The organism is Stackebrandtia nassauensis DSM 44728 (assembly GCF_000024545.1).
GTDB classification, from domain to species: Bacteria; Actinomycetota; Actinomycetes; order Mycobacteriales; family Micromonosporaceae; genus Stackebrandtia; species Stackebrandtia nassauensis.
On sequence record NC_013947.1, the window covers coordinates 245248 to 257010 of the forward strand.

The following is an 11763-nucleotide window of genomic DNA, read 5'->3' on the forward strand; positions in this document are numbered from 1 at the left end:
CGGTGAAACCTACACTCGGCTCTACAACGATGAAAGGGCTTGACATGGCCAGATTGGTCTATTCCGCGATCATGTCACTGGACGGCTACATAGCCGACGAGAACGGGGAATTCGGCTGGGCGATGCCCTCCGACGAGGTTCACGGCTTCATCAACGACCGCATGCGTTCCATCGGCACCCACCTGTACGGCCGGGTGCTCTACGAGACGATGACCGGCTGGGAGACCGACCCGTCCCTGGCCGAACAACCGCTGGGCCGTGACTTCGCCGAGCAGTGGCAGGCCGCGGACAAGATCGTCTACTCCACCACCCTCGACAAGCCCGTCACCGCGAAGACCCGCATCGAGCGCGAGTTCGACCCGGTGGTGGTCCAGGGCCTGAAGGACACCGCCGAAGCCGACCTCCTCATCGGCGGCCCGGTACTTGCCGCCCATGCCTTCGCGGCCGGACTGGTCGACGTGTGCGAGCTGTACGTCGTCCCGGTGATCGTCGGCGGCGGCCACCTGGGCCTGCCGGAGGGCCTGTTCCTGAACCTGGAACTGCTGGAGGAACGACGCTTCGCGAACGGTTTCGTGCTGTTGCGCTACAAGGTGGGCTGAGCGAGTCCGCCGCCACCGACGGGTCCCGGAGACGAACGGACGGGGGTTATCCACAACAGTTGTGGATAACCCCCGTCCTGTGGAAAATCTACTGAGGACTTACTCGGTCCAGCCCGGGATCGGGTAGGCGGCGCAGAAGTCGCGGATCTGGCCCGCGATGTCGTCCAGTTTGTCCTCCTGGCCGTCGTGGGCCGCCGAGATCGCGTCGTCCATCCAGGCCGCGATCTTGGGCATGTCGGCCTCGGTCATGCCGCGGGTGGTGACGGCGGCGGTGCCGATGCGCAGACCCGAGGGGTCGAAGGGCTTACGCGGGTCGAACGGGACGGTGTTGAAGTTCAGTTCGACCCCGGCCCGGTCCAGGGCCTTGGCGGCCGGTTTGCCGCCGATGTCCTTGCTGGTCAGGTCGGCCAGGATCAGGTGGTTGTCGGTGCCGCCCGAGACCAGGTCGAAACCGCGCTCGGTCAGGGCCGCCGCCAGCGCCTTGGCGTTGGCGACGATCCGGGTCGCGTAGTCGGCGAAGTCCGGGGTGGCCGCTTCCCGCAGCGCCACCGCGATCGCGGCGGTGGTGTGGTTGTGGGGTCCGCCCTGGAGGCCGGGGAAGACCGCCTTGTCCAGCGCCTTGGCGCGTTCCTCGGTCGACATGAGCATGGCGCCGCGCGGGCCCCGCAGCGTCTTGTGGGTGGTGGTCGTGACGACCTCGGCGTGCCCCACCGGCGAGGGGTGCGCGCCACCGGCGACCAGACCCGCGATGTGCGCGATGTCGGCCACCAGGATCGCGTCCACCTCCTGGGCGATCTTGGCGAAGGCGGCGAAGTCGACGGTGCGCGGGATCGCGGTGCCGCCGCAGAAGATCAGCTTGGGGCGGTGCTGGCGGGCCAGTTCAGCGACCTCGTCGAAGTCGACCCGGCCGGTGTCCTTGCGGACGCCATAGTGGACGGCGTTGAACCACTTGCCGGTCGCCGAGACGCTCCAGCCGTGGGTCAGGTGCCCGCCCATCGGCAGCGACATGCCCATGACCGTGTCGCCCGGCTGCGCGAACGCCAGGTAGACGGCGAGGTTGGCGGGCGAACCCGAGTACGGCTGCACGTTGGCGTGGTCGACCCCGAACAGCGACTTGGCGCGCGAGATCGCCAGCTCCTCGACCTCGTCGATGAGCTGCTGGCCCTCGTAGTAGCGCTTCCCCGCGTAGCCCTCGGAGTACTTGTTGGTCAGAAGCGTCCCGGTGGCCTCCATGACGGCCTGCGACACGTAGTTCTCGCTGGCGATCAACCGGATCTTGTCGTGCTGCCGACGCCCCTCCGCGTCGATCAGCTGGGCCACCTCACTGTCGGCCTCCACCAGTCGCCGCATCAGGTTCTTGCTGTCACTCATCAGTACGTCCGCCCTCTCGCGTCAGAACACCATTCAACGCTGAGGCTAGCCGTCGGTCTAAGGCCAGCGGATCCCGGCTGTACAGCAGCTCAAGGATCGAACGGGCAGTCGAACTCCACCTGTCCAGCCATTCCTGGGACGGCGGCGCGGTGCGTGGCGGCAGCTCCTGCAGCAATCCGCGAAATAGTGGGTGCGAGGCCATCGAGCGGGCGGTTTCCTCGTACTCGTCGGTGGTCTGCTCGCGGTGGTGGCGTTGCACCGGCGGACGTTCGTTGCGGAACACGGTCTGCGGGAAGTCGCCGCCCCGCGGGCCCCGGCCGAAATCGGCGGGATCGGCGACTCGGCGGCCGTCGGTCATGAGGCCCCGGGGGTTCTGGCGGGGGTCGAAGCCGTCGGGCGGTTGCGGCTGACCGTTGTCATCGGGTTGATTCACCCCGACAGGGTGCCGCATACCGGCGCCCGGCGCGGGGTATTCGGTACACGCCGCGCGTTTTCCTCACCCGCGCGGGCGAACCCATCACTGCCAGTTGAGATCTTTGCCACTCGACTCGCAAACCCATAGGCTCTCATCCATGTCTAAATCAACACCCGTGAACGCGATAGGCACGGCCTTCGCTGTCGCGGTCCTGGCCGCCCTCGCCCAACTGGGCCTCGCCACGGGTCTGGCCATCCTCATCTGGCGCTCCGGCTCGGCCGCGGAATGGGCGGCCCAGCTTTCCTGGGGAGCGTTCCTGGCCGCAGTGGCCACCATCGCCGGTGGCCTGGTCGCCGGACGCCTCATCACCGACACCGGGCCGCGCATCACCGCGGTGCTGGCGTCGGGCATCGGCGCGTTCACCCTGGCGCCGCTGATCGCGGTGCCCGCCATGCGATTCGAGGACGCCCCGATCGCCACCGCGCCGTTCGCGGCCGTCGGCATCGGCGTCCTGGCCGGGCTGCTCCTGTCCGGACTGGCACTGGCCTGGCGCGCGATCAAGATCTCGGTGCTGGCCACCATCGCGCTGACCTGGGTCCTGGCGATCCTGGCCGCCTTCGTGCCGGTCGACGACGCCTCCCGCATCGTCAAGGTGGCGGTGTGGGGCGAGTGGAAGGGCCTGTCGGCCTCGGCGCCCATCGTCCCGGCACTGCTGGTGGGCACGCTGCTGATCGGCATGATCACCGCCTGGGTCATGACCTCTCCCGACGCCGTCGGCGACCACCGCATCACCGCCATCTCCGGCGCCGTCGGACCGCTGCTGCTGGTCGCCGCCTACGCGGCCGCCGGACAGGACGACGTCCGCGTCGATCCACAGTGGCACGGCATGGGCGTCGGCACCGGCGCCGTCGTGGCCGGTCTGCTGGGTGGCCTGCTGGTGACGGCACTGCGCCGCGCCCCCTCGCCCGCCCCGGCCGTCGACACGGCGTTGACCCCCACCGCGACCGCCACCGCCAGCGTCGAACCCGGCAGCCTCGGCGACCCGTCCGAGGACGACCGCACCCAGACCGTCCCCGCGATGCCGCGCGCCGACCAGACCTACGAGGTCCCCGCCGCCCCGCCGCCGTTCCCGCCCCCGCCCGCCGAGAACCTCGACCCCTACGTGAGCGCCGAGTACGACGAGGCCCAGCTCACCCAGTACGTCGACGCCACCGCCGCCGCGGGGCACCAGGCCGAGGTGCGCGGCACCGAGTTCGACGAACCCGAGCCGCCGCCACCGCCGCCCGCCCCGGAACCCGAACCCCAACCCGAACCGGCGAAGAAGACCGCCAAGAAGGCCCGCAAGACCGCGAAACCCAAGCCCAAACCCGAACCGGCCCCCGAGCCCGAGGCCGAGCAGGCCCTGTTCCCACCCCCGGAACCGGAGTCCGACCCGGGCAAGACCAAGGCGATGCCCGCCGCCAAACCCGACGAGACCGACCCCGACGAGAACTGGTACTCGGAGCTGCGCGACGAGAACGCCTTCATCAACGACCACAACGAAACCCCCGACTCGGCTCCCGAACCCGAGGCCGCCCCGCAGAAGAAACGCCGTTGGGGCCGCAAGAAGAAGGAAGACTGAGCCACTTCGACAGCTCAGCGGCTCGTCCCGGTCACCAGGCCGGGGCGAGCCGCGATTTTTTGCGCGCCAACGCCCAACGCGTTTGCCAACAAACTGCGTCTAGTGGATACTGTTTCCATGAGACGCAATAATGGATCGTTGCCCCCGGCGATAAGCCTCTTCTTCCTCACCCCCGTCATCGCGGAATTCCTGCCCGGCTACCTGTCGCTCGACAGCCTCGTCACCGCCCTCGTGCTCGCCCCGATGTACGGCGGCGGCGCACTGCTGATCCGCGAGCTCACCCGGCGCGCGGGACGCGGCTGGTGGACGATCCTGATCCTCGGCCTCGCCTACGGCGTCGTCGAGGAGGGATTCGGCACCCAGTCGCTGTTCAACCCGCACTACGCCGATCTGGAACTGCTGCAACCGGCGCACCTGCCCGGCCTCGGCATGGGCGCCTGGTGGACGGTGTTCGTCGTCGCGCTGCACGCGGTGTGGAGCATCGCCCTTCCCATCGCCATCGTGGAGGCGTTCACCGCTTCGCGCCCAAGGCAACCGTGGCTCGGCCGGATCGGGCTCACCGTCACCGCGCTGGTCTTCGCGCTCGGCGTCGCCGTGATCGCGTCCTTCACCATGGCCGGGGACGACTTCCGCGCCACACCCGGACAGTTCATCGGCGCCGCCGTCGCGGTAGTCCTACTAGCGACCCTGGCCCTGACACTCGGCGGAAAGCTGGACGCCCAAACCCTCGCCGAGCGCGCCGCACCACCCGTGTGGTTGGTCACGGCGCTGTCGCTGCTGGCCGGTGCGGCGTTCGCCGGATCCGCGTTCCTGGTCTCCTCGGGAGGGGCCGACCAACTCGGCTGGCCACTGGTCCTCGGCTACCTGGTCCTGGTCGCGCTGATGGTCACCATCGTGCGGCACTGGTCCGTCAGCCCCGACTGGGGCGACGCCCACCGGCTCGCACTCGCCGGAGGCGCACTGCTCACCTACGCCGCCAACGCGTTCATCGAAACCCCGTCCACGCCCGTCGATCCGGCCCTCGACCTGGCGGGCAACCTCGGCTTCGCCCTCGGCGCCGTCGTCCTGCTGCTCCTGGCCACGCGCCGGGTGTCGAACACCGCGCTTCGCCCACAGCGTGTCGGCCAATAGGAAAGTCCAGGTGCTTCCCGGTTGGGAAGCACCTGGACTCTATGGCAGGAAAGAAAGCTTACAGCCTAGCCAAAGCGGCCTGGAAGGGCTCCAGCCCCAACGCGCCGAGGTTCAGCGCGTCGGTGTGGAACTGCTTGAGATTGAACTCGGCACCCTTGCGGCGCTTGTAGTCCTCGCGGGCCGCGAGCCAGATCCGCTCACCGACCTTATAGGACGGTGCCTGACCGGGCCAACCCAGGTAGCGGTTCAGCTCGAACTTCAGCATCTCCTCCTCGATGCGGCAGTGAGCCCGCAGGAACTCCCAGGCCAGCTCGGCGTTCCAGCGCTGACCCGGACGGAACCCGAACGGGTTGTCGGCCGGGATCTCCAGCTCCAGGTGGACGCCGATGTCGACGATGACGCGGGTGGCCCGGAAAGCCTGGCCGTCCAGCATGCCCAGCTTGTCGCCGGGGTCGGCCAGGTAACCGAGGTCGTCCATGAGCCGCTCGGAGTACAGCGCCCAGCCCTCGCCGTGGCCCGAGCACCACAGCATCTGGCGTTGGTAGCGGTTGAGCAGTTCGGAACGGTAGGCCGTCTGTCCGATCTGGAGGTGGTGTCCGGGGACGCCCTCGTGGTAGACCGTGGTGACCTCGCGCCACTTGGCGAAGTGGTCCTGGCCGTCGGGCACCGACCACCACATCCGGCCCGGACGCGAGAAGTCCTCGCTGGGCGGCGTGTAGTAGATCGCCCCGTCGGCGGTGGGCGCGATCATGCACTCGATGGCGCGCACCGGTTCCGGGATGTCGAAGTGCTTGTCGGCCATGTCGGCGACGGTGGCGTCGGCCAGCTGCTGCATCCAGTCACGGAACTCGTGCTTGTCGCTGATGCTGCGGGCCGGGTCGGCGTCCAGGATCGCCACCGCCTCGTCGACGGTCGCGCCCGGTTTGATCTGGTTGGCGACCGCGGCCATCTCGGTCTCGATGCGGTGCAGCTCCTGCCAACCCCACGCGTAGGTCTCCTCCAGGTCGACCGCCGCGCCGAGGAAGTAGCGGGAACCGCGCGAGTAGGCGTCCCGGCCGACGGCGTCCTTCGACGGGGCCTTGGGCGCCAGCTCCTCGCGCAGGAAGCTCGCGAACTCGGCGGTGGCGGCGCGGGCCGCGGCGGCACCGGAACCCAGTGCCTCGGCCAGCGCGCCCTCGGCCGGTTTGCCGTCCACGGTGACCTTGCCGATCAGGCCGTTCCAGAAGTCGTCGCCCTTGGCGCCGTTCCAGTTGTCGCAGTGTCCGGCGACCTCGCTGACCTGACGCAGCGCCGCCACCCGTCCCGCCGCGGCCTCTTCGCGCAGCGTCTGGGTGTACTGGCGCAGCGCCTGCGGCACCGCGTTGAGCCGGGCGGCGATGTTGGCGGCGTTGTCCTGGCCGTCGGTGTTCATCATGTCGAAGACCTGGCGGACGTTGTGAACGCCGCTGGAGATGACGTTGAGGCTCAGGTACTCGTCCCCGGCCTCGTGCCGCTCCAGCTCCAGACCGAGCCGCTCCTCCATGCCCTCCTTGGCGACCCGCTCCCGCTCGTCCACCGGTTCGGTGGCCGACAGCTTGGACAGCGTGTCGCGCACCAGCGCGGCCTGGCGCGCCAGACCCTCCGGTGACAGGTCGTCGAATTCGTGATCGTGTCCCTCGACGCCCATGTAGGTGGCCGTCATCGGGGAGAGTTCAAGCGCCTCGGCCACGTAGGTCTCGGCGATTTCGTCAATTTGGCGCATGAGCGGACCCTACGCCACCGAGACCTGCGGCTGCCTCACCATTACGGATCGAGTGCCGCGATCCACCTCGGTAACCCATCCGCCCGCGCGGCCCAGCGACAGGAGATCCTCCGTCGTGACCGGCAACCGCCGGACGTCTCCCGGCTCCGGCGGCCAGTCGACCCGAAGCTCCCGCGCGCCCGCGTACCAGTCGCGAAACGCGTCATGATCGCCCAGCCGGTTACCGGCCTCGGCCAGTTCCTCGACGAGCCGCCGCAGTTCGGCGGCCACCGGACCGGCGTTCCCGGCGCACATCGCGGCGGCCAGTTCCGGACTCGACTGCGCCACCCGGGTCCCGTCGGCGAAGGAACCCGCCCCCAGCGCCCGCGACAGCGGATCGGCGGCCAGCAGCGACAACGCGGCCGCCAGCACATGCGGGACGTGACTGATCCGGGCCGCGGCGGTGTCGTGCTCGGCGACGGTCGCCGGAACCACCCGAGCCCCCAGCGCGCAGGCGGTCTCGGCCAGCCGCAGCCAGTCGTCCAGGTCGGTGTCCTCATCCAGGCAGGCCACCCACACCCGGCCCTCGAACAGGTCGGCGTCTGCGGCCGCGAACCCGCTGGTCTCCTTGCCCGCCATCGGATGCCCGGCGACGAACCGCACACTCGGACAGTGCCGGGCCACCAGCCGCGTCACCGGTTCCTTGACCGAGGTGACATCGGTGAGCAGCCCGCCGTAACCCGAAAGCTCGGGCAGCACCGTCGCCAAAGCGGGCAACGGCACGGCCAGCACCAACAGTCGCGCGTCAGCGAGTCCCGCGAGTGCGTCGGCGACCTCGTACCCCGCCTGTCGCGCCGCCTCCCGGGTCGCGGCATCCGCGTCGAAGCCACTCACCCGGAAACCCGCCGCGTGCGCGCGCCGCAACAGCGAGCCGCCGATCAGGCCGAGCCCCACCACCCCGATGTCCATGGACTCAGAGCTCCTAACTTTTCCCGTTTCCTGCTGCGCGCCCACCAGGCGGCGCCTGGCGGCGTTGTCGGCACTCCGGCATCCAACACCGGGATGCCGGAGCACCTCCGCCTTGCCATTGCCAAAGACGGCTTGCCGTCTTTGCCATGAGCACAGCCACCTGGAGGCCGCTCGCGACGGAAGAGGACAAAGCCAGAAACTCTAAAGGTAGAGCCCCGTCGCGTTGTCGTCGACGCGCTGCGCCGCGACGGCGTGGATGTCGCGTTCGCGCAGCAGCACGTACTCGCGGCCGTGGAGTTCTACTTCGGACCGGTCGTCGGGGTCGAACAGCACCCGGTCGTCGGTCTGCACCATCCGGACCAGTGGCCCGACGGCCACCGCCGTCGCCCAGGCCAGCCGGTGCCCCACCGAGGCCGTCGCCGGGATCACGATCCCGGCCGCCGACCTCCGTTCACCGTCGCCGGTGTCGACCCGAACCAGAACCCGATCGTGAAGCAGCCTGATGGGCAGGCCGGTCTCGGTGTCGAATGCGGTCACGAGCATTGAGGTTACCCGCCCGCCCGGCGCCGCCGAATGCGGCGAAAGCACACGTTTATCCGAAACGTGTGTGGTTGTCGGTACGGTGGTCTGCGTACGCACGCCAGCAAGAAGGAGCGGACATGTCCCGATTCGCGCGATTCCGGATGCGCGCCAGCCAAACCTGGGCACGTCTGCGTACGAACCCCTATGTGGAGCGTTACGAGCAGGTCCGGCGCCGCAACGAGGATCCCGAGCTCGACGACGTCCCCGACGAGGTGGAGGAGGAGTTCGCCGACGCCGACGAGGTCGAACCGCCCGACCCCGAGGGCGTGCCGCACGGCGTGAAGGTCGCCGCGGGCTGGTCCTGGCGGGCACTGGTCATCGCCGCCGCCGTGGTCGGCGTGCTGTACCTGGCCAGCATCCTGTCCTTCGTCGTGATCCCGATCCTGGTGTCGCTGCTGCTGGCCGCGATGCTGCAACCCCTGGTCGCGCTGCTGGTCAAGGCGCACGTACCCCGCTCCATCGCCGCCGCGATCGTCCTCATCGCCGGTATCGCCGCCGTGGCGGGCGTGCTGACCCTGGTCATCAACCAGTTCGTCGCCAACATCGACACCCTCGTCGACAGCGTCCAAAAGGGTCTGCTCAATCTCCAGGACTGGGCCAAATACGGACCGCTGCACCTGGAACAGAAGCAGATCAACAACTTCTTCAGCGAGTTCCAGACCGTCATCACCGACTGGCTGTCCGACAACCAGTCCATTCTGGCCGGTACCGCCGTCGAGAGTCTCGGCATCGTCTTCAACATCCTGACCGGCGCGTTCCTGGTGCTGTTCACCACCTTCTTCTTCATGCGCGACGGCCGCCGCATCTGGACCTTCCTGGTGCGGATGCTGCCCGAACGCGCCCACGAACCGTTGCTGCACGCGGGTTTCGCGTCCTGGCGGACCCTGGTGTCGTTCGTGCGCGCCACGATCCTGGTCGCGTTCATCGACGCCGTCGGTATCGGCGCCTGGCTGATGTTCCTGGACATCGAACTGGCCATCCCGCTGGCGGCCCTGGTGTTCCTGGGCGCCTTCATCCCCATCATCGGTGCCACCGTGTCGGGGATCGTCGCCGTGCTGGTCGCCCTGGTCGGCGACGACTGGGTGACGGCGCTGCTGGTGCTGGCCGGGGTCATCGTCGTGCAACAGGTCGAAGGCCATCTGCTGCAACCGCTGCTGATGGGCCGCGCCGTCAGCGTCCACCCGCTGGCGATCGTGCTCGCCGTGGCCGCCGGAGTCGTGCTGGCCGGACCGATCGGCGCGCTCATCGCGGTGCCCATCGTCGCCGTCCTCAACAACGGCATCAAGGCGCTGCGCGCCCACGCACATCCACCGGATGAGACACCGGGTAACGTCGCGGCGTGAGTAAACCCACCGTCGCGCAGTTGCTTGACGCCGCCGTCGCGGCCGTTCCCGGTGGGGAGATCCGCCCCGGTCAGCAGGCCATGGCCACCGCCATCGCCGAGTCGATGGAATCGGGCACCCACCTGATGGTCCAGGCCGGAACCGGCACCGGCAAGTCGCTGGCCTACCTGGCCCCGGCGCTGCTGTCGCCGCGTCCGGTCGTCATCTCCACCGCGACGCTGGCGCTGCAGTCACAGCTGATCGCCACCGACCTGCCCCGGCTGTCCGAGGCCGTGGAACCGGTCCTGGGCCGCAAACCCAGGTACGCGGTCTTCAAGGGACGGCACCACTACCTGTGCGCCGCGAAGATCGGTGCCGACGCCACCGACGAGGAGGACACCCTGTTCTCCGACACCGAGGAGTCCGGCTGGGTCGGCCAGCGCTCCCGGCTCGGCAAGGACATCGGACGACTCACCGACTGGGCCAACGACACCGACACCGGCGACCGCGACGACCTCGACCCCGGCGTCTCCGACGCCGCGTGGCGGCAGATGTCCACCTCGGCCCGCGACTGCGTCGGCGCCGCCAACTGCCGCTGGGGCGGCGAGTGCTTCGCTGAGGCGGCCCGCAACCGGGCCCGCGAGGCCGACATCATCATCACCAACCACGCGCTGCTGTCCATCGACATCATGCACAACCGCACCGTGCTGCCCGAACACGATCTGCTCATCGTGGACGAGGCGCACGAACTGGCCGACCGCACCACCTCGGCGGCCCGCGCCGAACTGTCGGCCAACAGCGTCGACCGGCTGGGCCGCAGGGCATCGGGCGTGTGCGGCAAGGAGATCGCCGCGCAGCTCACCGAGATCGCCGACCAACTCGGCGTCGTCATCACCGAATGCCCCAACACCCGGCTGGAGGAACTGCCCACCGCCCTGACCGAGGTGCTGACCCTTCTGGACGGTGCCTGCGGCACCGCGATCGGCGAGATCGGCAACGTCAAACCCGACTCGCCCGAGTACATGTCCCGCACCCAGCTGAAGAGCTGGCTCACCGAGGCCCGCGAGACCGCGCAGCGCTGCCTGGCCGGTGGCCGCCAGGACGTCCGCTGGTGCGAGGGCGACGGCCGCGGCCGCAGCCTCATCGTCGCGCCGCTGTCGGTGGCGGGCCTGCTCGGCGAGGAACTGTTCGCCGAGCGCACCGTCATCGCCACCTCGGCGACCCTGACGCTGGGCGGCAGCTTCGACACCGCCGCCACCTCGCTGGGTCTGAAGAAGGAGAACGAGGTGACCGAGGCCGACAAACCCTCGGGCACCAACACCGGGCCGATGTGGCGGTCCATGGACGTCGGTTCCCCCTTCGAGTACCGGAAACAGGGCATCCTCTACGTCGCCGCGCACCTGCCCCGCCCCACGGCGTCCGGGCTGTCGGACGCGGCGGCCGACGAACTCATCCGGCTGGTCACCGCCCTGGACGGCCGGGCCCTGGGCCTGTTCTCCTCCAAACGCGCCGCCACCACCGCCGCCGAGGTGCTGCGCGAGAAGACCGACCTGCCGATCCTGTTGCAGGGCGACGAGACGCTTCCGTTGCTGGTCAAGAAGTTCAAGGCCGATGCACGAGCGTGTCTCCTGGGCGTCATGTCGCTGTGGCAGGGTGTGGACGTGCCTGGTGACGCCTGCCAGCTGGTCATCGTCGACCGGTTGCCGTTCCCGCGACCCGACGAACCGCTGTCGGCCGCGCGTTCGGCCGCCGCCGACGAGGCGGGCGGTTCCGGGTTCGCGTCGGTCAGCGTTCCGCACGCGGCGATCCGGCTGGCGCAGGGCGTCGGACGGCTGATCCGCACGGGCGGTGACCGGGGCGTCGCCGCCGTCCTCGATCCCCGACTTCACACCGCCCGTTCCTACGGTCCGTACTTGCGAAAGTCGTTGCCGCCGCTGTGGTACACCACTGACAGTGACAAGGTGCAAGGCGCACTGCGACGACTGGCCGCTACCCCGGCGGACCTCCGATAGTGGCTGTGAAGATGACGGTAT

Annotated in this window: 10 protein-coding genes; 5 read left to right on the forward strand and 5 right to left on the reverse strand. The window is 69.3% G+C overall.

Annotated elements, in window-relative coordinates; genetic code table 11:
* Positions 1-44: 44 nt before the first annotated feature.
* Positions 45-599, forward strand: coding sequence for a dihydrofolate reductase family protein (locus tag SNAS_RS01155; protein ID WP_013015520.1), 555 nt, complete (start codon positions 45-47; stop codon positions 597-599).
* A 99-nt stretch (positions 600-698) separates the two neighbouring features.
* Here SNAS_RS01155 and SNAS_RS01160 read toward each other — a convergent pair whose 3' ends face one another.
* Both SNAS_RS01160 and SNAS_RS01165 read right to left on the reverse strand, forming a co-directional pair.
* Entirely contained in the window at positions 699-1949 is a 1251-nt protein-coding gene (locus SNAS_RS01160) for a serine hydroxymethyltransferase (RefSeq protein WP_041625382.1), read from the reverse strand.
* A gap of 13 nt (positions 1950-1962) precedes the next feature.
* Positions 1963-2403, reverse strand: coding sequence for a hypothetical protein (locus SNAS_RS01165; protein WP_144300360.1), 441 nt, complete (start codon positions 2401-2403; stop codon positions 1963-1965).
* A 139-nt stretch (positions 2404-2542) separates the two neighbouring features.
* On the opposite strand from SNAS_RS01165, the gene SNAS_RS01170 reads away from it, so the two are divergent.
* Positions 2543-4006, forward strand: coding sequence for a hypothetical protein (locus SNAS_RS01170; RefSeq protein WP_013015523.1), 1464 nt, complete (start codon positions 2543-2545; stop codon positions 4004-4006).
* A 117-nt stretch (positions 4007-4123) separates the two neighbouring features.
* Positions 4124-5137 (forward strand): hypothetical protein, encoded by a 1014-nt coding sequence (locus SNAS_RS01175; protein ID WP_013015524.1) that lies wholly within the window; start codon positions 4124-4126, stop codon positions 5135-5137.
* A gap of 58 nt (positions 5138-5195) precedes the next feature.
* Here the strand turns inward: SNAS_RS01175 and SNAS_RS01180 are convergent, their stop codons facing one another.
* The 3 genes from SNAS_RS01180 to SNAS_RS01190 all read right to left on the reverse strand — a co-directional run bounded on the left by SNAS_RS01180 (position 5196) and on the right by SNAS_RS01190 (position 8369).
* The gene (locus SNAS_RS01180; RefSeq protein ID WP_013015525.1) at positions 5196-6878 is read right to left on the reverse strand and encodes a DUF885 domain-containing protein; all 1683 of its coding nucleotides are present in this window, start codon (positions 6876-6878) and stop codon (positions 5196-5198) included.
* A 9-nt stretch (positions 6879-6887) separates the two neighbouring features.
* Positions 6888-7931, reverse strand: a complete 1044-nt coding sequence (locus SNAS_RS01185; RefSeq protein WP_341871783.1) for a prephenate dehydrogenase — start codon at positions 7929-7931, stop codon at positions 6888-6890.
* A 96-nt stretch (positions 7932-8027) separates the two neighbouring features.
* Complete coding sequence (locus SNAS_RS01190) at positions 8028-8369, reverse strand: GroES family chaperonin (RefSeq protein ID WP_013015527.1); 342 nt, start codon at positions 8367-8369, stop codon at positions 8028-8030.
* A gap of 116 nt (positions 8370-8485) precedes the next feature.
* On the opposite strand from SNAS_RS01190, the gene SNAS_RS01195 reads away from it, so the two are divergent.
* Both SNAS_RS01195 and SNAS_RS01200 read left to right on the forward strand, forming a co-directional pair.
* Positions 8486-9751: an AI-2E family transporter gene (locus tag SNAS_RS01195; protein WP_013015528.1), complete on the forward strand. Its 1266-nt coding sequence runs from the start codon at positions 8486-8488 to the stop codon at positions 9749-9751.
* Positions 9748-11742 (forward strand): ATP-dependent DNA helicase, encoded by a 1995-nt coding sequence (locus SNAS_RS01200; RefSeq protein ID WP_013015529.1) that lies wholly within the window; start codon positions 9748-9750, stop codon positions 11740-11742. The genes SNAS_RS01195 and SNAS_RS01200 overlap by 4 nt, the downstream gene beginning before the upstream one ends.
* Positions 11743-11763: the final 21 nt, after the last annotated feature.

Coding starts and splice junctions, on each gene's coding strand:
- SNAS_RS01170 (WP_013015523.1), top strand. CDS start 2,543: ATGTCTAAATCAACACCCGTGAACGCGATAGGCACGGCCTTCGCTGTC.
- SNAS_RS01190 (WP_013015527.1), bottom strand. CDS start 8,369: ATGCTCGTGACCGCATTCGACACCGAGACCGGCCTGCCCATCAGGCTG.
- SNAS_RS01175 (WP_013015524.1), top strand. CDS start 4,124: ATGAGACGCAATAATGGATCGTTGCCCCCGGCGATAAGCCTCTTCTTC.
- SNAS_RS01180 (WP_013015525.1), bottom strand. CDS start 6,878: ATGCGCCAAATTGACGAAATCGCCGAGACCTACGTGGCCGAGGCGCTT.
- SNAS_RS01160 (WP_041625382.1), bottom strand. CDS start 1,949: ATGCGGCGACTGGTGGAGGCCGACAGTGAGGTGGCCCAGCTGATCGAC.
- SNAS_RS01195 (WP_013015528.1), top strand. CDS start 8,486: ATGTCCCGATTCGCGCGATTCCGGATGCGCGCCAGCCAAACCTGGGCA.
- SNAS_RS01155 (WP_013015520.1), top strand. CDS start 45: ATGGCCAGATTGGTCTATTCCGCGATCATGTCACTGGACGGCTACATA.